Origin of the sequence: Latilactobacillus sakei (genome assembly GCA_002953655.1) — a bacterium.
Lineage (GTDB): Bacteria > Bacillota > Bacilli > Lactobacillales > Lactobacillaceae > Latilactobacillus > Latilactobacillus sakei_A.
On record CP025839.1, the window covers coordinates 199728 to 223137 of the forward strand.

Here is a 23410-nt window from a genome sequence, read left to right on the forward strand (position 1 = left end):
AAATAGAGGCTATTGAAATATTTCAATAGCCTCTATTTATGTTACAGCTAGATTAAATTATTGTAACAAAGCATCAGATTGTGATTGGGTTGTAATTTGATTATCACTTGCTGATGAGTCTGATTGTGTACCGTTCGTACTATTATCAGTAGCAGCAGTGCCATTATTATTGTCACTGTTAGCAGGCGTACTATTTTGAGTATTAGTAGCTGAGTAACTTGTGTTGGTTGTTGGTGTTGTGGGCTGCGTGTAATTGTTGTTAGTTGTCGTTTGGTTGGTTGTAGCAGCCGTATTATCGACTGTATTATCAGTTGATTGTGTTGTTTGATCAGTAGTTGTTGTGTCAGTTGCTGAGCTACTTTGGCTAGTAGCCGTTGATGAGGCACTAGCGCTATAACTATCAAACTGGGCCTTAGCTTCCTTGATCAGTTTTAAGTAGCGTTCTTTAAATTTCTTGTGAGTTGTTTTTTCAACAAGCGCTTTAGAGTAGGTGAAATCTTCAGTTGTTAAAGTGGCGGGAATTGCCGTGTGATCGCTGTTGGTAAAGAGGTTATCAACAGCGGTCATTGCTGCTTGTTGGGCCTTAGCCTCTTTATAGGCGGCTAATTTTTTGGCATCATTGGCATAATCTGATTCTGCACCAAGTTGCAAGCCATCTTTGACAATCCCATCGGCATCGAAGAAGTCGCTATCTTTGGTCTTTTTAGTTTTTTTCTTAGTTTTTTCGACGGGAGCGCCAGTATCAATTCGTTTTAAATCTTTTTGAGCCGCTTTAAAAGCGGTTTTTGATTTACTGGATAGGGCACTCATATAGAGATTATCTGAAATTTTATGATCTAATTTTTGAGCTGATTCGATAATCTCGTTTTTCTTGTTAGCGGTTAATTTTGCGGGCTTTTTATGATTGGCATCAGCGTAAAGTTGGTTGACCTTTTGAACATACTGCTCGATTTGATCCTCAGTCTTAGTTGCGGCGGCAGGGACCGTCGTTTTATTCTGACAACCGGCTAGAATCACGAAACAACTAGCCATGAGCATCAACAGAACGTGTGTTAATTTTTTCATTTTGAAACCACCTTATTGTTAGGATACTTAATCTATAATATATCATGAAAAGATTGTCCAAACATAAATTAATGAAGAAACTCTAATTTTTGTCTAGCGTAATAATTGTTTTAGAAAATCTTATGAATATGGGTATACATTCGACCGAGGCGGGCGTACACTAAGAGTATCTTTATGAGAATAATTTAATGTTCTCTAAATCAAAAGGAGCGATAGACATGGAATCAGCTTGTACAACAATTTTAGTTGGTAAAAAAGCATCACTTGACGGCTCAACAATGATTGCCCGTAATGATGATACTTTTATGCCTTTAACCCCCCAACGGTTTTATATGAATCCGGCAGTAAAAGGCCGTAAGGGTGAAAAAATTAAATCTTGGTTGAACGGTTTTGAAGCAACTTTACCAGAAGATGGTTATCGCTGGCCAGCGGTTCCTAATGTGGATTACAAGAACAAAGGTTATTATGACGAAAGCAGTATTAATGAAGTTAACGTTGCGATGAGTTGTACTGAAAGTACATATGGTAACGAAAAGTCATTGGCCTATGATCCATTGGTTAAAGATGGTTTAGACGAAGATTGTATGCAAGCAATGGTTGCGCCTTACATTAACTCAGCACGTGAAGGGGTTAGCTACCTTGGTAATTTGATCAAACAATATGGTTCACCTGCAGGCAATAGTGTCTTGTTCAGTGATCATGATGAAGTGTGGTATATGGAAATTGTTACTGGCCATCTCTGGTTAGCACAACGGATTCCAGATGATGGGTACGCTGTAGCCGCAAACCAAGTTGCTATTCAACAAGTTGATTTTAACGATACTGATAACTTTATGTGGGCGGAAGGTATTCAAGAATATGTTGAAAAACATCACTTGAATCCAGATAAGACGGGTTGGAACTTCCGTCATATCTTCGGCACAATGAACGAAAAAGATCGCCACTACAACACACCGCGTGTCTGGTATGCACATCACTTATTTGATGCTGAATTTGACATGTCACCGGAATCAGCTGATTTACCTTTTATTCGCAAAATTGAACACAAGATTAGTGTTGAAGATATCGAAATGTTACTTGGCTCACACTATAACGAAACAGAATTCGATCCAATGGGCCACGGCGCTGATGCTGACAAGTATCGCTATCGTCCCATTGGTTTAAACAGAACGCAAAATGCGCATATCTTACAATTGCGCAATGACGTCCCTAAAGAACAAGCAGCGATCATGTGGATTACTTTAGGCATGCCAACTTACACACCATTCATTCCATTCTTTACGAATGCCAATGACACGGATCCTAGTTTCAGCGAAACACCAATGAAGTGGGATATTAATAGTGCTTATTGGATGTATCGGACCATCTCAGTCTTGGTTGAAGGCCACTACAGTCAACATATTCAAGGCAACGTTGATTATCTAACGAGTTGTAAACAAGAATTACGGACAATGGTAGACAATATTGAAGAAGCGGCTAAAAACTATCAAGGCGAAGCCCTTACAAAATATTTAACGGAACAAAATTATTTAATTGTTAAAACCATGAAAGATAAAGCAATGGGGATGATTGGGGAACTCGTCATGTCAGGAATTAATTTATCTAAATTGACATTTAATATGGATCGCAATCTCTAATAAGGTTAAAAAGGCGGACGACTAATCGTTATTAGTCGTCCGTTCTTTTTGTGTCATAATACCAAAATGATAGAATATTTAATATGAAAGTTGAAGATGATTATCACTGCAATAATTGGCTCTACAATATAATTGCCGAACATTAACTGACTTTGTACCAAATTAATGAAAACAGGTACTTTCTTTTTTGAAAGAATATGCTACTATGGTTGTTAGCAATCAAATTAAAACCATTAATTATTCTTGACCCTCATCACTTGTATTTATAAAAAGGAGATTCAATTATGTCATCAAAGATTACGGGGAAATATTCTGAAGACTGGGAAGTTATCACCCATCTATCACTCATTTATCGTTGGGTTATCAGCAATCTTAGCGATTTTGTTAGTGGGGAAAGTTTGAATTATAAAGTATCATTTGATCAATTCTTGATTATGTATGAAATCGCCACTAACGACGATTTAACGGGTAGCAAATTAGCTAAAACAATGAGTGTTAGTCGTTCTGCAATCTCACGTCAATGTCGCTTACTTAAAGAAAACGGCTACGTGGTTGAAGAACATTTACAATCAGATCAACGGGTTAAATTCTTGAGTTTAACTAAACAAGGACAAGATGTTTTAGATCGCTTAGTTAGTCGTTATGTACAAAAGTATCAAGAAATCGAAACACAAATGGGTCGGGAAAAAATCGATGGCTTAATTCAATTTATCGACCAATTCTATTTAGACGTTATTGAACCTAGTGATTACCACGATAATAAAATGGGCCGTTCATTCTTAGAAAAAGTCCAACAAATCCAATCAGACGACCAAATTGCCAAATAAATAAATCAAAAGGGACCCTTCGCCAAATTCATTTTTGGTGGCGGGTCCTTTTTTAGGTGTTATTAAATCAAGGGTTGTAACTTCCTGTGAAATTGCTTACAATTGTGGCATGAAGGAATTACTTATAGATTGGGAGACGATAACATGGAAAAAATTCTAGCAATTAACGCGGGCAGCTCAACACTAAAATGGCAATTATTTGAAATGCCCAGTGAAACAGTTATCGCCAAAGGGATGATCGATCGCTTAGGTTTATCTGATTCGGTGTTTACCGCTAAATATGGTGACAATCAAAAATTTAAAGAAGTCCAAGATGTGACCACTCACGAAATGGCAGCAACGCTTTTACTGACACGCTTAAAGGAATTAGGGATTGTCAGTCATTTGGATGAAATTACCGGTGTGGGCCACCGAGTAGTTGGGGGCGGTGAAGCGTTCAGCGATTCAATGGTTATCAATCCGGTGGCATTGGACGAGATTAATCGCCTGGCAGAATATGCGCCATTGCATAACCCCACACAAGCTTATTACATCAAGATCTTTACGACCTTGCTACCGGGTGTGCCACAAGTAGCGGTTTTTGACACCTCTTTTTACAGTACCTTGGCACCCGAAAACTATTTATACAGTATTCCGCAAGAATATTACCAAAAATATGGCGCAAGAAAATATGGCGCTCATGGGACCAGTCATCGTTACGTTGCCCATCGTGCTGCTGAAATTTTAGAAACGCCGTTAGAATCACAAAAAATGATCACCCTTCATTTGGGGAGTGGCGCTTCAATTACCGCGGTCCAAGATGGTCATGCCGTTGACACTTCAATGGGCTTCACACCACTGGCTGGGATTACAATGGGCACACGTTCTGGCGATATTGATGTTTCTTTAGTTGCTTTCTTAGCAAAGAAATTAGAGATCACAATGCCCGAAATGATTGACATTTTAAATCACAAATCAGGCTTGTTAGGTATTTCAGAACTTTCACCAGATATGCGTGATTTGGAAGAAACCGCCGATACACGGCCACAATCAGCATTGGCGTTATCAATCTTTGTCAACCGCGTTGTTAAATATGTCGGCTCATACGTTGCTTTAATGAACGGCATTGATACGCTAGTTTTCACTGCTGGTAGTGGTGAAAACGGGAGTGAATTACGGGCAGATATTTGTAAACATCTTGCTTGTTTTGGTGTAAAATTGGACGAAGAGAAAAATAATGTCCGCAGCCAAGAACGGATTATTAGTGCTGATGATTCGAAGGTCAAAGTTTTAATTGTCCCAACGAATGAAGAATTAATGATTGCCAGAGATGTCATGCGGTTAAAATAATGGAGTGATTGAAGATGGCGCAAAAACCATTATCTGAATTTGAAGTTGATATTCCAAGATTAAGTGCGCGACTTGAGGCCCAGCCAACTGTGAAAACTTTTTTTGATGCCTTAACCCCCGGGTATCAACGGGAATGGGCGCGCTATGTTTACGGCGCTAAGGCTGAAGAAACACAACAACGACATTATGCTGATATGCTGATGATTTTAGAAGCTGGTTACAAATCAAAACGCGGGTATTCACAAGCTAAGAAAAAATAAATTTAAAAAAGATTAATTGGGTGGAAACGGTGCCTGATTAATCTTTTTTTATGTTTAGGTTGTAAACCGTTTTCAAAAAAGGTTGAATTATCGAAAAAGGTCATTTATAATAATCATCAAGATAGTTAGTAAAACGTTTTACTAATTGATTAAATAGGCTTGGAGGAAATTATAATGAACGCTGTAAATATCTTAATCGGCTTAATGCCGATGATTGGCTGGGGGATTTTCCCAGTGATTGTTGGTAAAATTGGTGGTAAACCAGCGAGTCAAATCCTGGGGACCACTTTTGGGACATTAATTCTAGCAATTGTCGTTGCCATTTTCCGTGGGACACCAATTCCTGAAACCAAAACTTTCATTTTCTGTTTGATTTCAGGTGCATGTTGGGCACTGGCACAAATTATTACTTTCCACGTTTTCGAAACAATGGGTGTTTCTAGAACAATGCCGATCACAACTGGCTTTCAATTAGTTGGGGCATCTTTGTGGGGAGTCTTCGTTCTAGGTAACTGGTCAAGTTCACAATCAAAATTAATCGGTTTTACAGCGATTGCATTAATTATCATCGGCGTTTATCTCACCGCTTGGAGCGAAGATAAATCAAGTGCTAGCAAGAGTGGTGCGGTTAAGGGCATCTTGTTGTTATTAGTCGGTGAATTAGGCTACTTAGGTTATTCAGCCTTTCCACAAGCAGTTAGCGCTGATGGTTTCCAAGGCTTCTTACCACAAGCTATTGGGATGACAATTGTCGGCATTATCTTCGGCTTAACCCAAACTAAAAAAGATTATAAACCATTTAAAGAAGCAACTTCATATAAGAACATCTTCAGTGGGTTCTTCTTCGCTTTTGCGGCATTAACTTACTTGATTTCAGCACAACCATCTGTCAACGGTTTAGCAACTGGGTTCGTTCTATCACAAACCAGTGTTATCTTTGCGACAATTGGTGGGATTTACATCTTAAAAGAAAAGAAATCAAAAAAAGAAATGATCGCCGTAATGGTTGGTTTATTATTAGTCTTGGTGGCAGGTTCTGTCACAGCATTTATTAAATAAAAATAAGGGAGATTGGTGTCATGAGAAAAACTAAGGTGATTAACACACAAATTTCGAGCGTTATTTCAGATATGGGACATTTCGATACATTAAGTATTGGGGATGCTGGTATGCCAGTACCAGCTGGTACGAAGAAGATTGATGTGGCCATTGAAAATGGTGTACCGAGTTTTATCCAAGTTTTAACAAATATCTTAAGTGAATTAGAAGTGCAAAAAGTTTACTTAGCAAATGAAATTAAAACAGCAAATCCAGAACAATTAGCGGCGATTAAAGCTTTAATTGGGGAGACACCAATCGAATTTATTGATCATTCACAAATGAAACAAGACTTAAATAAGGCCAAAGCATTTGTCAGAACAGGTGAAATGACACCTTATTCCAACATTATTTTAGAAAGTGGCGTTGTCTTTTAACAACCAGGAGGGTATTCAAATGAAAAAAGTAATCGTATTAGGTTCAACCAATGTCGACACAATTTTAAACGTTCAACGTTTTCCACAACCTGGCGAAACGTTAGCAATGGATGGCCGCGCAGTTGCTGGTGGCGGTAAAGGTGCTAACCAAGCAATCGCAGCTGTTCGTTCAGGTGCCCAAACAGCTTTCATTAGTAAGGTTGGTAAAGAAGGTGCCGCTGATTTCATGATCGACACGTTCAAAAAAGACGGGATGAACGTTGATCACGTGCGCTGTTCAGAAACAGCTGGGACAGGCCAAGCTTATATCATGGTTGATGCTCAAGGTCAAAACAGCATCTTAATTTACGGTGGTGCTAACCAAGACGTGACTGTTGAAGATATTCACGAAGCAGAAGCAGCGATTAAAGAAGCTGACAGAATTGTGGCGCAATTCGAAGTGCCAATTCCTGCCATCATTGAAGCTTTCAAGATTGCCCGTGCAAACGGCGTTCAAACAATTTTGAACCCAGCACCTGCCATCAAGAATATTCCAGCCGAATTATTAGCAGTGACGGACATGATTGTCCCTAACGAAACTGAAGCCGAAATTATCACTGGCATTAAAGTGACTGACGAAGCTTCAATGCAAGCCAACGCTGAAGCAATGTTCAAATTAGGTATCAAAGTGGTCATTATCACGGTTGGTTCTAAAGGGTCATTCTATGCAACACCAACTGCAACTGGTTTTGTCCCTGCCTTTAAGGTTAACGCAGTGGATACAACAGCTGCTGGTGATACTTTCATCGGTGCGTTAAGTACAAAACTTGAATTGGATTACAGCAATATCGAAGCTGCGATGACTTATGCCAATAAGGCGTCATCAATTGCCGTGCAAACTAAAGGTGCACAAAATTCAATTCCATACGAAAAGGATATTCAGTTATAATAGATTAAAGGGCGCTCATGGCTTAGTCGGCTGTGGGCGTTTTTAAATGATAGCGGGTTTTACAATGGGGGAAGTTAACGTGGTACGAAAAGTAACGATTAAAGATGTCGCTGCCTTGGCCCAAACATCGGTGACAACTGTTTCACTAATTTTAAATAATAAGGGTCAACGCTTTAGTGCAGAGACGATTGCCCGGGTAAGAGCAGCGCGTGAAAAACTCAGCTATGAACCGGATTATTTTGCCCAGAATATGGTCAATAAGGAAACCAAAACAATTGCGGTTTTAGTACCGGATATCAATAATCCTTTTTTTAGTCAGTTTATTCAAGGGGTTGAAGAAGTCGCCTATCAGTACGATTTTATTCCGTTGATTTATAGTGCGGGCCAGAATAATCAGAAGGTTAATTATTATCTGAAAGAGCTGGTCCGACGAAATGTCGATGGGTTTATTTTGGCGGTTTCACATATTGAAGAAGAAACGCTAGAGGGCCACTTGAAACAACGTAAAATACCGTATATTTTGTTAGATCAATCGGAAAAACAACATCAAAGTGATGAAATCGCTGTGGCGGATACCGAAGGCGGCCGAATGGCGGCTAATTATCTAATTGGAAAAGGGCATCGTCAAATTGGGATCGTGTTGCCAGAACAGCGGGCTTGGAATATCGAGCAGCGTTTTATTGGGTACCAAGCAGCCTTGGTTAGTCAGCAAATCACGGTTAATCCGGATTGGCAAATAACGACCCCCTTATCTAAAGAGGGGGGCTATCAAGTGGCCCAACAGGTGATTGATAGTGGGGTCTCTGCGGTCTTTGCCGTCAATGATGAGTTGGCGATTGGCTTAGCACGGGGGTTAGCCGAATTAGGTCATGCGGTACCAGAGTCAATTTCAATTATTGGTTACGATGATATTGATTGGTGTGAATACGTCACACCGCGACTAACCACTATTAAACAACCGATTTTGGCGTTGGGCCAAGAAGCGACCCGCTTGTTGTTAAATCGGATTGAAAAACCCACGTTAGGGATGCAACAAAAAATGTTACCAGTTGAATTGGTTGAACGAGATAGTGTTCAAGCGCAATAAAAATTAAATTACGGACCAAAAAGTACGGGCGACACTAGGCTTGGCAATTTGCCAACCGAATGTGGGCCGTCTTTTTTTGTGCTTTATAAAAAAAGCTTGCAAATATGTCGGAAAGAACTATACTTAATAAGTCTTAAAGACCTGTCGGAAAGACCGATTGAAAAGTGAGGTTATGAGGATATGTATGAATTGCTGATGTTATCAGCCTTAATGAGTCGGAATATGTCGGGCTATAAGTTGCGGATTATCTTGGAAAATGCCATGCTGCCCAGACGGAAAATCTCAAATGGGGTTTTGTATCCGTTGTTAGATAAATTGGAAAACAAAGGCTGCATTGGTTTTGATGAAGCTGATCAGGATTCACGGGGCACAAAGATTGCGCACATCACGGAAGAAGGCCGGCGCTATTTTGCTGAATTAATGGCTAAACCAGTCGCTCATGATGCGAAGTGGGATGACGCTTATCGCTTTAAGATGCGCGGAATGCACTATATCGATTCCGAAGAACAAATCAGCATTTTACAAGACTACCGCAATGAGTTAGCTGAAGATTTACATGTCTATCTGGGTGTCAAAAACCATCTAACAGATTTGCGGGATGAAGAGGGGACCAATACTAATTATTATCAGTGGCAGGTTCGCTCAATGGATTTTGTAATCACCACGCTTAAAGCAAAGGTCGACTGGCTCGAAGCCCAAATAAAAGAGATCGAGAAAATGGAGATAGTAAAATGAAAAAAACAACAAATCGTTGGATAGCGCTGGTCGCTATGAGCCTAGGGGTCTTTATGGGACTACTAGATGTCACCGTCGTTAATGTGGCTTTGCCCAGTATGGCGGTTGATTTTAAAACCACTTTCAGTAACTTACAATGGGTCTTGAACGCCTATACGTTAATGTATGCGGTCAGCTTGTTAATTGTTTCCAAATTAGGGGACATGTTCGGGCGCAAGAAAATTTTTATTATGAGTATGATTTTATTCACGGCCGCTTCTGTCGTTAACGGACTGGCACCAAACTTATTGGTATTGGATATTGGTCGTGCGGTTCAAGCAATTGGTGGCTCTGGGATGATGAGTTTATCGATGGCGCTAGTGGCATCGAACTTTGAAGGGCGTGAACGGGGAACAGCACTGGGGATTTTAGGCTCCGTCATTGGTTTTTCAACTGCCATCGGACCTTTGGTGGGAGGCTTTTTAGTCGAAAGTTTCGGTTGGCCATCAATTTTCTTCGTCAACTTACCAGTTGGGATTATTTCGGTTTACTTAGTGATTCGGAATGTTAAAGAAACACCAGCATATGGTGCAGGCGAATCAATCGATTTTATGGGGATGTTTTTATCAGCAATTGGTTTATTCTCCGGGATTTATGGCTTAATTCAAAAAGAACAACACATGCACTGGGCTTGGACCGACATGCGGATTATGGGGTGGTTAGTCGCTGCCGTGTTGATTCTAGCGCTCTTCGTTTTTGTGGAATTGAAAGCCAAAGCACCAATGATGAACTTGACGTTACTGACAAATCGCCATTTCGTGGGTGTTGTGATTTTGGCCTTCTCATTAGGGGCTGGCATTTTCGCCTTAGCCGCTTATCAAACGAGTTTGATGCAAAACTATATGGGATATTCAGCCTTTTCAACTGGTGTGCATCAATTACCAATGAGTCTATGGTCACTTGTCTTGGGACCATTCACCGGGGTATTAGGTTATAGATTTGGTAAAAAATGGCTGATTGCTTTTGGGTTTACAGTCTCGGCACTCGGTTTATTAATCTTTAGACAAGTGACCACGACCGATTTTACTTACATGCAATTATTACCGTTGCTTGCGCTAACTGGGTTAGGGAATGCGATTATCAATCCAATGATCAATACAGCGGCGATGGACAATATTAATCCTCAAGAAATCGGAATGGCCTCCGGTTTGTTGAACGTTTTCCGTCAAATTGGGATTACCGTGGGGGTCGTGATTCTCGGATTGTCACAAACAAACGCCTATGAGAGTAGCTTAAGTACTGGCTTTAGTGGGAGTTCAATCCCAAAGGCGGCAGCAACTGGGATTCACCAAGCATTAGTCGAAGCGGGTGCTTTTTCAGGGCATGCAATCGCATGGGGGCAGCAATTAGTGAAGACGCCGTATGCTGCCAAGGTGCAACAAATGGTGATCACAGCCTTTGACAAAGGGATGATCGCTGTGGTCACGACGTCCTTAGTTTTAATGGTAATTGCCATTTTAGCAGCACTCTTCTTATTAAAAGAAACAAAAAGTGTCGATCAAAAACCCCAAAAATAAAGTTCATTATTTTCTGAAAAGATAAGACTGTAAATTGTGATGAAAACAGTGTAAAATGGACAGAGTAAAAATAAAAAAAGTGAGGTTACTTACACATGGCTAAATTAGTTTTTATTCGTCACGGACAAAGTGAATGGAACTTATCAAACCAATTCACTGGTTGGGTTGATGTTAACTTAAGCGAAGAAGGCGTACGCCAAGCTCAAAACGCTGGTGCTTTATTGAAAAAAGAAGGCATCCTTTTTGACCAAGCTTACACATCAGTATTGACTCGTGCCATCAAGACATTACACTATGCACTTGAAGGTTCAGACCAATTATGGATTCCTGAAACAAAATCATGGCGCTTAAACGAACGTCATTATGGTGCATTACAAGGCCAAAACAAAGCTGAAGCAGCTGAAAAATGGGGCGACGAACAAGTTCACATCTGGCGTCGTTCATACGATACACTTCCTCCACTATTGGATGCAAGTGATGAAGGTTCAGCAGCAAACGACCGTCGTTACGCACACTTAGATCCAAAAGCGATTCCTGGTGGCGAAAACTTGAAGGTTACTTTGGAACGTGTTATCCCATTCTGGGAAGACGAAATCGCTCCAAAATTAATCGATGGCCAAAACATCATTGTTGCAGCTCACGGTAACTCACTACGCGCCTTAACAAAATACATTGAAAACATCTCTGATGAAGACATCATGGACGTTGAAATGGCAACCGGCGAACCAGTTGTTTACGAATTAGACGAAAACTTGAATGTTGTAAGCAAGAAGAAATTAAACTAATATAGTGCGGTTGGTTGCGGTTAGCAACTGAGCATTAATAAAAAATCACCTTAATCTTGGTTTTAAGATTAAGGTGATTTTTAGATTAAGCGGAAGTTGTTGCAACCAGAAGCACGTTTTAAAAGAGTGCTGACTCGAACGGTTGGTTTCTGAGTATAGTGTAAAATAAGCGCCTATCATCTGAACTTTTGATGATAGGCGCTTATTTGTAACTAGACGGAAGAAGCTAGGGAGGAAGCACGTTTTAGCTTACTCAAATAGGCTAGTCCCTTAGGGGATTAGCCTATTTTTTTGCTTAAAAGTGGCTATGCTAAATTTGTACACTAAAAAGTAATACCGAGTGTGCCTGTTTAGTGAAGTTATGCACTACCCATCAACTTTGAAGATAGTTAACCGCTAAAACTTCGTAGCACTTTTCTTGCTCGAGTGCTAAAAAGTGTTATAATAGAACCATAAGCAAAATGATTAGGTTATTGATAAGATAGCCGCTAGTCATTTAATGTTTAATATAATGGAGGTGCAGTTGTATGGCAAATATGTACGGAAATGATCCTTTTTTTAATAATGATATGGATGATATCTTCAATCAAGTTTTCAGAAGAATGGGTAATTCAGAGTCAGCGCGATATGTGATTAACGGACGAGAATTATCACCGGATGAGTTTGCTCAGTATCGGGCAACTGGTAAATTACCTAATCGAGAAAAAGAAATTGAAATTAAGCAAAATGGTGAACATGCCCTTAAAAAAGGTGGCATTCTTGAAAAATTAGGTCGAAACTTAACCCAAGAAGCACGGGATGGTTTATTAGATCCTGTGATTGGCCGGTATAATGAAATTCAAGAAACAGCTGAAATATTGAGTCGCCGGACTAAAAATAATCCCATTCTAGTTGGGGATGCAGGTGTTGGGAAGACCGCAGTGGTTGAAGGATTAGCACAAGAAATTGTGGCTGGAAAAGTACCGGAAGCCATTAAGGATAAAGAAATCTATTCAATCGATTTGTCCTCACTAGAAGCTGGGACACAATATCGTGGTTCATTTGAGGAAAATATTAAAAATTTAATTAAAGAAGTAAAAGCAGCCGGCAACGTTATTCTCTTTTTCGACGAAATTCATCAAATTTTAGGGATTGGTTCAACTGGTGGCGAAGATGGCGGCAAAGGGTTAGCCGATATTATCAAGCCAGCTTTATCACGTGGTGAGTTGACGGTCATCGGTGCGACAACCCAAGATGAATATCGCAACACGATTTTGAAAAATGCTGCATTAGCAAGACGATTTAACGATGTGCTGGTCAATGAACCTAGCGCAGCAGATACGGTTAAAATCTTACAGGGGATTAAAGGCTTGTATGAAAAACACCATCACATTGAACTACCAGATGACGTTTTGAAAGCGGCCGTTGACTATTCTGTTCAATATATTCCACAACGGACGTTGCCTGACAAGGCAATCGATTTATTAGATATGACTGCGGCTCATTTAGCAGCTAAACGCCCAGAAACAGATAAAGCTAAATTGGCGGCTGAACTTAAACAATTAGAAGCTGATAAAGCCGCAGCTGTCGAAGCGGAAAATTATCAAGCTGCTGAAGCGCTAAAAGTTAAAATTGAAAAAATTAAAGCGCAATTGGCAACCGATGATCAGCATGCGGCAGAAGTGATTGCGACTGTTGATGATATTGCGCAATCTGTTGAAAGATTAACCGGCATCCCGGTTGCCAAAATGGGGAGCAATGATATTCAACGCTTGAAGAACTTAGGCCAACGCTTAAAAGATAAGGTCATTGGGCAAGATGAAGCTGTTGAAATGGTAGCGCGGGCTATTCGCAGAAATCGAGCAGGTTTTTCGGAAGGTAATCAACCAATTGGGAGCTTCTTATTTGTTGGTCCAACTGGGGTTGGGAAAACCGAATTAGCAAAACAATTAGCCTTAGATATGTTTGGTAACAAAGAAGCGATTATCCGTTTGGATATGAGTGAATATGCTGACCGGACAGCTGTTTCCAAATTGATTGGGACGACAGCTGGCTATGTTGGGTATGACGATAACTCTAATACTTTAACCGAACGCGTTCGTCGTAATCCATATTCAATTGTCTTGTTCGATGAAATTGAAAAAGCTGATCCACAAGTTTTAACGTTATTACTACAAGTGATGGACGACGGTCGTTTAACGGATGGTCAAGGGAACGTAATCGACTTTAAGAACACGGTGATTATTGCGACATCTAATGCCGGTTTTGGCAATGAAAAATTAACCATGAATGACCAAGAAGATGCTAAATTATTAGATAAGTTAGCACCATACTTCAGACCAGAATTCTTAAACCGTTTTAACGGGATTGTTGAATTTACGCATTTAACGAAAGCTGACTTATCACAAATTGTGGATTTAATGTTAACCAATGTTGAACAAACATTAGCTAAAAAAGAATTGACCTTAGTTGTTTCAAAAGAAGCTAAGGATTGGTTGATGGAAGAAGGCTATGATGAAGCAATGGGAGCTCGTCCATTGAGACGGGTTATTGAACAACAAATCCGAGATAAAGTGACTGATTTTTATCTCGACCATGCAGATGTCAAAGACTTAAAGGCCGATTTAGTTGATGATCAAATAGTCATTCAGGCAGCTGACTCTGAAAACTAAAGATTAGCGGTTTAAAATTTTTACGGAAGAAGTCCTCAAGATGTTATCAAAGAATATTTCAAATAAGTTACGCCAAGCGACTGGTGTGAATGGTTTATTGTCCTTAATTTTAGGCTTATTAATCCTGTTTTTACCCGGACAATCAGCCATGGGTGTCACGGTGATGGTAGGGGTCGTTTTTATTATTATCGGGCTATTCGACATCCTCTCTATTTTTAAAGAGGTTGATGAAAATACATGGGTTCGACTAGGACACTTGCTCTTAGGCCTTTTGTACCTGATTGTTGGGATCTTTGTCTGCGTTAATTTAGCTGCCAGTGCGACCTACTTATTCTTACTAGTCGGGATTTTTGTAGGAATCACGTGGTTGGTAGAAGGCTTTGTGGAACTGGGCACAGTACAATTAGCAGTTTCTAAAGGTTGGACAATATTCTCTGCCGTTTTGAGTATTGTTGCAGGGATTATTCTTCTGATGACACCACTTTACGGTGCAGTCATGCTTTGGACGTTACTAGGCGCCATTTTAGTCGTCCTTGGTATCTTTAAAGTCGCGCATTACTTAGCTTGGCAAAAGTAATCGCATGTAAATATTGAAAAAGGCCCCTCATACTGGTTGCTCAACCAGTATGAGGGGCCTTTTGTATTGGATTACAGGTCATCGCTTTGTGCCAGTTGATAGCCCATTAACATCAATATCAGTTGTAGGATTGAAAATGCAATGACGAAAATCCAAAAATCAGATTGATTCAAGATGCTAAACACACTTGAAAGCGTTGTGTGCAATTGGTAGAAAACGTCCCAGGAGTTAATCCGTAAAAAGCGGCCAATATAAATGGCAACGGAGGAACAAACACTCAAAATACCGAAGGTCACGGCTTGATTAATGAGGCGTTGATGGTTGGGGATAAACAGTGGATAAAGGATGAAGAGACTTGTCAGTCCTAAGGTAACACCGATAAAAATTCCACCAGCTAAGATCGCGTATTCCACAAATTGGAAGGCGGTACTCAAGCCAACCCCAATGGATGACAGGTGACTGAAATCAGTAATCATATAGAGCGCGTTGGGGAAAAAGAGGAGCCAAATCGCTGCGATTAAGTAGCGCCAACGACTGGTTTTAAATAACCGACAAAGTAAACTCAGATCAAACGGTACTAGCGCTAAAATGATGTTCCAAATTAAGAAGGCAAACCGACTTTGATAGAGTAAAATCAACGCGAAAAAGAGCAGGATAATAGCATGAATCGTCAGAACTTTTTTGGACAAAGGAAACACCTCCCGTTTTTTCTAAATATTAATAGTATAGCGTGAAATTAGCGCTTAAAACGTTAAACTTTGGTTAAAGCATTGTTTTTAATAGTGGTTTAAGTTGGGATGAATAAAAAATTTTTTTGGCTATCAGTGAGTGAGGAGCTATAACAATAGTTGTCACAAATTGGGGCGGAAAAGGAAACATGTCTAGGGTGAATTATCTGAGTTGTGTTTTTATGGAAAGCTAATCCGCGTTACTGATGCTAGTAACCCTTTAGAATAACAGATGTTTTATAATTTGTGAGAGGGGGTGCAAATTATAAGTAAACGTGAAATGTGTTGCCTATAAACGTTATTAGATCAACGTTTATACTGGTTTTTTCAACTTGTATTAACGGCTGCTTTGGGATAAACTCAAGACACGTTAAGGTTATACACTAATTTAAGTGCCACTGGTGAATGAGCCGCTAGGAGGTATATCATGAAAAAATGGTGGAAACTGCTATTCATAGGGATGATGGTCGTATTGGGCATGGCTATTTATTATCAAACAGTAAACGATAAAACGATAGCAGTTGCCGTCCACAAAAGTAAGTCATTACAAAGAGCTGTTGAAGGCTCAGTTGATTTACGCAAATTCTTTTTCATTCAAGCACCTCCCTATGCCGGTAGTGACGCACATGTAGACCAAAGTGATGATTCAATAGCGGTTATTACGGAGGATCAAACGAAAAAACTAGGGATTTTATGGTCCAAAAAACAGATCGATTTAGACATGCCATTTACCTTAGAATCTAAATTGTATTTTAATTCGAAAAATAATACACCAGCTGATGGCATGGCAATCGTATTACAAAACGATCCGGCACAAATCAATGCTTATGGGACTAATGGTTCGGGGCTTGGCTATTCCGGCGGCGATACAGGCACGTATTATATAAAAAATGCGGTTGCGCTCGAATTTGATCCGTTTACCAATTATTCAGCAGATACGTATTTAAAAAAGCCACATATGGCCTGGCGAATTCCTAGCGCGAAATTTCAGGGGGGCGACGACCATAAGGGGGTCCAATTTTATGATTTTGCGGCAATTAATAATAAATGGTTACCGCTAGAATATAAATGGCAACCGGATAGTAATTTAAAGTCTGGTACGTTGCAGGCAACTTGGAATGGCCTGACAACGACCTATAAAATCGCTGATTATCCTACCCATTTTAAAGGGCGCAAAGCATTCTTTGGATTTACCGGCGCAACTGGCTGGGAAAGTGTGAAACAAGCTATCCAGTTCACCGATTTTAGGAACCCAGGACCAGCTCTAATAGTGAAAAAAAGTGTCTTCGATGCAAGTGGTCAGGCGATTGACAAGCAAGATGTTGCTGAGGGCGATACGCTCCATTATGCGATCGAAGCTGCCAATAATAATGGGATGGACGAGACCGCAGGGGCGACTTTCATAGATACGATTCCGGCTCTGACGACTTATGTTCCTGGATCAGCACGTTATCTTGTTAAAGATAGTGCGGGTATTATTAAAAAACAAGTTAAATTGGATGATGCGTCTATTTTTAAAGATGGCAAACTGGAATATAGTGAACAAGATGGGATACAGGCTAAGACCAAGGGGGAACTTGATTTTGCGGTCAAGGTAAAGTCGCAATCGGGTGGCCAAACGATTAAGAATAGTGCGACTGTTTTTGATTTTATGGGTTTAGGTCGCTTAACCGATGAAGTGACTAATCCGGTTGCCTTAGCTAAAATTGGGCCAGTTACACAAACGGTGGCAGATGTAACGGATAAAGGGCTGCCGGATGAAAAAGAAATCAATGCGAGTCGAATTGGGGACCAAATCCGTTATACTTTTAAAACTAAGATAGAGGGCGATTCAAAAGCTGTTTTACCAGGGATTGACCTCCTTACCGAGGAGAATGCCACTGTCCATAAAGATGCAGGTGGTCAATTGGATGCTAATTCTTTAAATGATTATCCTAAAGAATATCGGTTAAATGATGGTAATTGGCAACCGCTCCCGCCTCAAGCTGATATGAAAGATGGCGGGGTTCATCTAACGATTTTACCCACAGACGGGGTTACGATTCATGGTGGTGATGTGGTAGAAATGCGCTACTCTAAAAAAGTCACCGCGATTCCGCCATTCAATCATTATTTTTATAACGAAGGGGTCTTCAACATTGGGTTATCGGCTGCTGATCTTGGGATGTCTGTTAAGAGTAATACGACACGATTTAAGCAAGGACTAGGCAAAGTCATTTTTAGATACATTGATCGCCGTAACCAACAAGCAATTGGTGATCGTGAGATAACCGTTACTGGTCCCATAGGTCAGAAAATATCGGAGTTAACAACTGCTGAAACGAATGGCCATCAAGATCCCAATAAAATTCGACCGGCGTATATTGCGGGGTACGTTCCGGTCGATTATACGGACCAGTCGGATTTAACGACGGCGCAGTTTTCAAAAATCCAAGATATTGATCCAGTAATTGATGGCCAAGAGATGGTTTATACGTTTCGTTATGAAAAATCGCGTTTAGAGATGCAAGCTCCCGCAGAGATGTCATTTGGAACAGTGTCCAATACGCCAATCGATCGGGTTTATTATCTACCGAGTCAGAAAGTAGGAAACACCAAAACGCCCTATGACATTAAAGTGGCAGATTACTGGGGGGTTAATAGTTGGCATTTATCGGTGCAACAAGCCAAGCAATTTACTGGTATTAATCCAGAAGGACAGCTAAAGACCCTAGATGATGCTCGCTTATCTTTTGATTATGGGATATTCACGACGCTTCAAAGTTCTGGCAATACAGCCAAAGATGATGTTGAAACGCATGATAAATTTACATTAATACCAGGTGGTGCTGCGACCGAACTCATTACTTATCATAAAAAGGGGCATTATCTCGGACCGCAACAAGATAATACTGGTAACATGCAATATGATTTACCGGGTTATTCTGTTTACCGATATCAATTTGGCGATCAACAAACAATGGACTATAGTATTGGGCTCCGCGTACCAGGGACGACCAAACGCTATCAAACGAGTTATTCAACAACATTACGGTGGAATTTAACAGTTGCGCCATAGTAAAAAAGGCCCATCCTGAGCTTAAGGAGTGGGTCTTTTTTGGGGGGCAGGGTAATTATAAAAATGGATTAAACAAGAATGCTGTTTTTTTAATAGTAAATTAAATTTAAAAATAATAACAACCAACTAAGGGACTAAAAATAAATTCGGTTCATTTTAAGTCGGAATATCGGTGATAATAGTTTGCCGATAAACGTTTTACGAAGCTGTTTTTAGAGCACTTGTAACAATAGGGTTTATACTTTATACTGTTAAATGTGAACGGGGATTATGTGATGTAAGTGCAATGTTATTTAATTAAAAATTAATTTATATAATATTTAACAAGCGCTGCTATTGTCGATAGTGTTGCAATAAAAACGATAAGTAAGAGGTGTTTTTTGATGAAGAAGTTAGTAGCGTGGCTAATGATGTGCTTTATGCTAGTCAGTTTATTGATTGTCAAAAATGGTGAAGTCGATGCTATTCAAAAAAAAGATACTAAGACTGATATTAGTTTAAATTCGAATTCAAGCGTCGTTACAAGCTCGAGAGAAGGATCGGAATCTAGCCTAAGTTTAAAATCAGAATCGGTCTATCACGGGCAAGAATCTTCAAAAGAAGAGGCCAATTCGAGTATTTTTAGTAAATCGACATCTTCAAGTGATTTACCAAGTATAGAAAGCGTCAAAGACTCTCAAAATCGCTTGACTCAAATAAAAAAAGGGAGTACCAAAGCAACCGCGATTGATGATGGTATTCATGACTGGACACCAACTGTTCAGACAGATATTGAGGGATTTAAAATTGATAACGATAAAACTTTGAAGTATACTTTCGGAAATGACGATGGTACGTTAACTTCGGGGGATACTAGTGGTGGGAATATGCTTCCGAAATTTAATATTTTTCTTGATGATAACGGCACAATTGTCGAATCTGTCTATTTAGCCAAACAAGGGATGCCAACTTCTTATGATTTTGGATTACAGCCGGATAGAACCTCTGATGAAGTGACGATTGATGGAAATAGTGTTGTAAAAAGATTTATGTCATATGAATTTTATAAAGGAACGACAGATGCCGGAAAGATTGCACTGAAAGTGGTTGGAGAGATTAATACTGATAATGGTCACTATCAAGTTGAACTTTTACTGAGACCGGCAGATGAACAGCCAGTTATTCAGCAAGAAATTTATATTATGAATTTGGACAGTCAAACATATGAAAGTGGTGTTTTTTTTGCTAAAGATTCTCAGGTCGCGGGGAATGATTATGTTCCGGTATTTGCCCAAGCTAATAATGCGGGAATGTATCTAGAGACTGATTTATATAAGATGTTTATGAATATGAATATCACTGATGGGCCTAAGCATTATTCAGCTGCGGTTTACACCTCGACTGGCGGCCTCAGTGGTTCTATCTTTGGATTAAAGGGCTATGATTCGGCTGATTTTGATAGTGGTGGGGCTGATAATAGGAATCTAGCAGAAGGTGATACGATTTTTGATGCCGGCGATTCTACCTATAGTAATAAATGGGGATGGACGGAATTTAAACCAGATGAAGTGAATCATTTTAGAACCGATTTAGGGATGGTTAGCAAGGGCGTTGTTGTGCCCGCTGCTGCGGTTTCTTACCAAAATAATACAAGCCAAGATAATGAAAATCATATTTTAGATGAGCTAACTATCAAATTGAAAACGCATAATATCGGATTCGATAGTGATTGGGATGAGGTTCAAGTGACCGGCCCGATTCCAGAAGAACTAGATATTGATAAAGATTCAATTAAAGTTGAGAATAATGCCGGGGACACGCTAGATCTTGACGCTAGTAGCTATAGTGAAAAAAATCGTAAAATAACGGTTAAGTTACCACAAGCTTTGACCGATAATCAATGGGGAACCGTTGTATTTAATGCTAAGATTAATAAGAAAGCTTCAGGGGAGACAATAACTCAGAAGATGCATTCTGAGGGTGGTTCAACAGTTTTCAGTAAGGCAACAGCTGAAAAAAAGATACCGGTAGTATTGTCGCCAACCGATTTAGAAAAAAAGGTTAAAAATGTAACTGAAAAAGAAACGGAGTATAAAAAGGAAATAGTTGGACATGCGAAAGATATTTTAGAATATCAGGTGAGATTAACAGTTAGTCCCAAAGGAACAGATATGGTGAATGCAATTTTAGGGGATGACTTAGCTAATAAAAAAATAACATTAGTTCCCGATTCGGTAAAGTTAGAGTATAGTGACAGCACAACTGAAACGCCTAAAAATGTTACAAGTGTTGCGCTGAAGAAGATGGTACCTGGAGAATTTGTAATATTGACCTATCGTGCGAAGATTAATGAAGATGCCATCGTTGATAAACCGATTAGAAATACCATCACGTATATAGGAGAACAAGCCAATACTGGGGCAACAGGCAATCAAGATGAAGCGATTGTTAATGTTGAAAAGCCTAAGATTAGTAAGATTCATTTCAGATATGTCAATCGAGCTATGATTAATGCGGATGGCACGTATCATGAAAATGCGGAAATTGGCGATAAAAACATTACAGTGACTGGTCAGATCGGGGATGACGCTTCTAAATGGAAAGATGATGGCGCAATTGTCGATGGTGGCCAAGATCCTGATAAGATTCGGCCGGCCTATATTGAAGGTTATACACCGGTTGATTATTTGATTAATGATCGAACAACGCCAGAAGCAATCATGGCAGATCTTAATCCAATAATTGAGGGTGATGAGACCACCTATACCATTCGTTATGAAAAAATAAGGTTAGCGGTGACCGCACTTCCTACTAAGATGAACTTTGGTAAATTTTACGATACACAAAGTGATCGCACATTCTACTTACCAGCGATGACAGCTAACCCGCGTGAGGGTGACCGGTACCAGAAAACGCCATATGGTATTGAAGTTACAGATTATTGGGGGATTAAGAGTTGGGCGCTAACGGTAGAACAAAAGCATCAATTCCAAGGAGTTTATAAACCAAAGAATCAAGTCGCACAAACTGTGACGCTTAAAGATGCTAAATTACAGTTTAATAATGCGCAGTTTACCATCGCACATACAGAAGATAAAGAATCACCATCTGGTGAAAAAGATGATGTAACGTCTAAGAAAAACTTTGAATTAGCCCCGGGGGCAGGGCCTAAAGAAATTGTTGAGTACGTTAAAAATGGGCAATACCTAAAAGATAAGGATGAAAATGGTAAAGAAATGGATAATACGCAAGGGATTGTCTACGATCGTCCGGGTTACTCAGTTTATAAATATCAATTTGGTGATGAAAAATCAAGTGATTATAGCATTGGCTTACACGTTCCAGGGACGACCAAACGCTATCAAACGAGTTATTCAACAACATTACGGTGGAATTTAACAGTTGCGCCATAGTAAAAAAGGCCCATCCTGAGATTAAGGAGTGGGTCTTTTTTGGGGGGCAGGGTAATTATAAAAATGGAAAAAATGGGGATTTTACAGGGATATTATTTATTTTTTAAATGGTGAATTAAAAAACGTGTAATTGTCATAATAATGAGCGTGCTAGCATAGACCCTAGTAATGATTAAAGGGGAAATGACAATGTGTACAAGTCTCACTTATTCAACCGTTGATGGACATCATTTTTTAGCAAGAACTATGGATTTTTCATTTGAATTAAATGGTAATCCATTATTTTTACCGCGCCAATATCAATGGCAACCAGTTTTAGAAAAGCACGCCGTTCAAAATCAATATGCGTTGATGGGCGCCGGAGCCAAACTAGGTGACCAATATTTGGTTGCTGATGGGTTTAACGAACATGGATTAGGGTGTGCTGAGTTATATTTTGCGCATGAAGCAATCTATGAACCACAACCAGTATCTGATAAATTGAATTTGGTAGCTGAAGAATTTATTGTATGGGTTTTAGGTAATCATCAAAGTTTAGAAGAAGTGGCTGCTGATTTGGATAATGTTCGGATTATTGAGAGTGATCAAGGCGTAATGGGCGCCAATCAGCCACTCCATTGGATATTATCAGATCGTTCTGGTAAAACAATGGTGATTGAACCCCGGGGAGCTGGGCTTCAGTTAATTGATGATCCAGTCGGGGTGATGACCAACACACCAGATTTAGATTGGCATCTTAAAAATTTGAGTAATTATTTGAATTTACAACCCCAACCCTTTACTGAGCGGCCATTTGGTAATTATCAAGCAGGTCCTTTTAGCCAAGGAACGGGCACACAAGCGTTGCCGGGTAGTTATACACCACCAGATCGGTTTGTGCGGGCTGCTTATAGTCGGCAATATATGCCTGAAGCTAATAACGTGTCTGAAGGTGTTAACCATATTTTGCATATCTTAGATAACGTCACAATTCCCAAAGGTGTTAATATCGGTTCAGGTGGCAGTTCAGATTATACCCAATATCAAGGCATCAGCGGACTCAATAATTTAGCCTATTATATGGTCAATTATGATAACCGTCATGTTTATCAAACTAATTTAACCAGTGATCTTATCGAGAATCAAAAAGAACCGCTGATATATGTTTTGCCACAAGGACAGCAAAATACACTGCTCAATTAATTAAAATAATTAAGCCGATATCTGGAAAAACAATTCTAGATACCGGCTTTTTGTGTGCGTGAATTATTGTTGATAACATAGGCTTTTTTCAAAAATTTAAATTGGTATTTGAATTTTAAACAATAATTACCACCTGTT

General features: G+C 39.7%; 18 protein-coding genes. 16 read left to right on the forward strand and 2 right to left on the reverse strand.

Annotated features, from left to right (window positions below):
- Positions 1 to 57: 57 nt before the first annotated feature.
- The gene (locus C0213_00930) at positions 58 to 1065 is read right to left on the reverse strand and encodes a hypothetical protein (protein ID AUX11062.1); all 1008 of its coding nucleotides are present in this window, start codon (positions 1063 to 1065) and stop codon (positions 58 to 60) included.
- 218 nt (positions 1066 to 1283) lie between these two features.
- Here C0213_00930 and C0213_00935 point away from each other — a divergent pair, with 218 nt between their 5' ends.
- From C0213_00935 to C0213_00995, 13 genes are all read left to right on the forward strand, one after another.
- Complete coding sequence (locus tag C0213_00935) at positions 1284 to 2702, forward strand: dipeptidase (protein AUX11063.1); 1419 nt, start codon at positions 1284 to 1286, stop codon at positions 2700 to 2702.
- 284 nt (positions 2703 to 2986) lie between these two features.
- Positions 2987 to 3529 carry an HTH domain-containing protein gene (locus C0213_00940; protein ID AUX11064.1) on the forward strand — a complete coding sequence of 181 codons (543 nt, stop codon included), beginning with the start codon at positions 2987 to 2989 and terminating at the stop codon, positions 3527 to 3529.
- Between the two features lie 144 nt (positions 3530 to 3673).
- On the forward strand, positions 3674 to 4858 hold the full coding sequence (locus tag C0213_00945) for an acetate kinase (protein AUX11065.1): 1185 nt from the start codon (positions 3674 to 3676) through the stop codon (positions 4856 to 4858).
- 14 nt (positions 4859 to 4872) lie between these two features.
- Positions 4873 to 5118, forward strand: coding sequence for a hypothetical protein (locus C0213_00950; protein AUX11066.1), 246 nt, complete (start codon positions 4873 to 4875; stop codon positions 5116 to 5118).
- 174 nt (positions 5119 to 5292) lie between these two features.
- The gene (locus tag C0213_00955) at positions 5293 to 6177 is read left to right on the forward strand and encodes a ribose uptake protein RbsU (GenBank protein ID AUX11067.1); all 885 of its coding nucleotides are present in this window, start codon (positions 5293 to 5295) and stop codon (positions 6175 to 6177) included.
- Between the two features lie 20 nt (positions 6178 to 6197).
- A complete protein-coding gene (locus C0213_00960; protein AUX11068.1) occupies positions 6198 to 6593 on the forward strand; it encodes a D-ribose pyranase in 396 nt (131 codons plus the stop codon).
- 19 nt (positions 6594 to 6612) lie between these two features.
- Positions 6613 to 7521: a ribokinase gene (gene rbsK / locus C0213_00965; GenBank protein AUX11069.1), complete on the forward strand. Its 909-nt coding sequence runs from the start codon at positions 6613 to 6615 to the stop codon at positions 7519 to 7521.
- Positions 7522 to 7585: 64 nt separating this feature from the next.
- Positions 7586 to 8608: a LacI family transcriptional regulator gene (locus C0213_00970; GenBank protein ID AUX11070.1), complete on the forward strand. Its 1023-nt coding sequence runs from the start codon at positions 7586 to 7588 to the stop codon at positions 8606 to 8608.
- Positions 8609 to 8788: 180 nt separating this feature from the next.
- Complete coding sequence (locus tag C0213_00975; GenBank protein AUX11071.1) at positions 8789 to 9343, forward strand: PadR family transcriptional regulator; 555 nt, start codon at positions 8789 to 8791, stop codon at positions 9341 to 9343.
- Positions 9340 to 10899 (forward strand): MFS transporter, encoded by a 1560-nt coding sequence (locus tag C0213_00980; GenBank protein ID AUX11072.1) that lies wholly within the window; start codon positions 9340 to 9342, stop codon positions 10897 to 10899. The genes C0213_00975 and C0213_00980 overlap by 4 nt, the downstream gene beginning before the upstream one ends.
- A gap of 95 nt (positions 10900 to 10994) precedes the next feature.
- Entirely contained in the window at positions 10995 to 11684 is a 690-nt protein-coding gene (locus C0213_00985; GenBank protein AUX11073.1) for a 2,3-diphosphoglycerate-dependent phosphoglycerate mutase, read from the forward strand.
- A 527-nt stretch (positions 11685 to 12211) separates the two neighbouring features.
- Entirely contained in the window at positions 12212 to 14335 is a 2124-nt protein-coding gene (locus C0213_00990) for an ATP-dependent Clp protease ATP-binding subunit (protein AUX11074.1), read from the forward strand.
- 40 nt (positions 14336 to 14375) lie between these two features.
- Positions 14376 to 14912 (forward strand): hypothetical protein, encoded by a 537-nt coding sequence (locus C0213_00995; GenBank protein AUX11075.1) that lies wholly within the window; start codon positions 14376 to 14378, stop codon positions 14910 to 14912.
- A gap of 71 nt (positions 14913 to 14983) precedes the next feature.
- On the opposite strand, the gene C0213_01000 is transcribed toward C0213_00995, so the two are convergent.
- A complete protein-coding gene (locus C0213_01000; GenBank protein AUX11076.1) occupies positions 14984 to 15601 on the reverse strand; it encodes a DUF1361 domain-containing protein in 618 nt (205 codons plus the stop codon).
- Between the two features lie 466 nt (positions 15602 to 16067).
- Here C0213_01000 and C0213_01005 point away from each other — a divergent pair, with 466 nt between their 5' ends.
- The 3 genes from C0213_01005 to C0213_01015 all read left to right on the forward strand — a co-directional run bounded on the left by C0213_01005 (position 16068) and on the right by C0213_01015 (position 23272).
- Entirely contained in the window at positions 16068 to 18698 is a 2631-nt protein-coding gene (locus C0213_01005) for a hypothetical protein (protein ID AUX11077.1), read from the forward strand.
- 383 nt (positions 18699 to 19081) lie between these two features.
- Positions 19082 to 22090, forward strand: a complete 3009-nt coding sequence (locus C0213_01010; protein AUX11078.1) for a hypothetical protein — start codon at positions 19082 to 19084, stop codon at positions 22088 to 22090.
- 189 nt (positions 22091 to 22279) lie between these two features.
- Positions 22280 to 23272, forward strand: a complete 993-nt coding sequence (locus C0213_01015) for a choloylglycine hydrolase (protein ID AUX11079.1) — start codon at positions 22280 to 22282, stop codon at positions 23270 to 23272.
- Positions 23273 to 23410 lie beyond the last annotated feature (138 nt).

Bases quoted from the DNA above. Each gene is read 5' to 3' on its own strand.
- C0213_01010 (AUX11078.1), top strand. From the start codon at position 19,082: ATGAAGAAGTTAGTAGCGTGGCTAATGATGTGCTTTATGCTAGTCAGT.
- C0213_00995 (AUX11075.1), top strand. From the start codon at position 14,376: ATGTTATCAAAGAATATTTCAAATAAGTTACGCCAAGCGACTGGTGTG.
- C0213_01015 (AUX11079.1), top strand. From the start codon at position 22,280: ATGTGTACAAGTCTCACTTATTCAACCGTTGATGGACATCATTTTTTA.
- C0213_00960 (AUX11068.1), top strand. From the start codon at position 6,198: ATGAGAAAAACTAAGGTGATTAACACACAAATTTCGAGCGTTATTTCA.
- C0213_00930 (AUX11062.1), bottom strand. From the start codon at position 1,065: ATGAAAAAATTAACACACGTTCTGTTGATGCTCATGGCTAGTTGTTTC.
- C0213_00935 (AUX11063.1), top strand. From the start codon at position 1,284: ATGGAATCAGCTTGTACAACAATTTTAGTTGGTAAAAAAGCATCACTT.
- C0213_00940 (AUX11064.1), top strand. From the start codon at position 2,987: ATGTCATCAAAGATTACGGGGAAATATTCTGAAGACTGGGAAGTTATC.
- C0213_00985 (AUX11073.1), top strand. From the start codon at position 10,995: ATGGCTAAATTAGTTTTTATTCGTCACGGACAAAGTGAATGGAACTTA.
- C0213_00945 (AUX11065.1), top strand. From the start codon at position 3,674: ATGGAAAAAATTCTAGCAATTAACGCGGGCAGCTCAACACTAAAATGG.
- C0213_01005 (AUX11077.1), top strand. From the start codon at position 16,068: ATGAAAAAATGGTGGAAACTGCTATTCATAGGGATGATGGTCGTATTG.
- C0213_00980 (AUX11072.1), top strand. From the start codon at position 9,340: ATGAAAAAAACAACAAATCGTTGGATAGCGCTGGTCGCTATGAGCCTA.
- C0213_00990 (AUX11074.1), top strand. From the start codon at position 12,212: ATGGCAAATATGTACGGAAATGATCCTTTTTTTAATAATGATATGGAT.
- C0213_00970 (AUX11070.1), top strand. From the start codon at position 7,586: ATGGGGGAAGTTAACGTGGTACGAAAAGTAACGATTAAAGATGTCGCT.
- C0213_00975 (AUX11071.1), top strand. From the start codon at position 8,789: ATGTATGAATTGCTGATGTTATCAGCCTTAATGAGTCGGAATATGTCG.
- rbsK (AUX11069.1), top strand. From the start codon at position 6,613: ATGAAAAAAGTAATCGTATTAGGTTCAACCAATGTCGACACAATTTTA.
- C0213_00950 (AUX11066.1), top strand. From the start codon at position 4,873: ATGGCGCAAAAACCATTATCTGAATTTGAAGTTGATATTCCAAGATTA.
- C0213_00955 (AUX11067.1), top strand. From the start codon at position 5,293: ATGAACGCTGTAAATATCTTAATCGGCTTAATGCCGATGATTGGCTGG.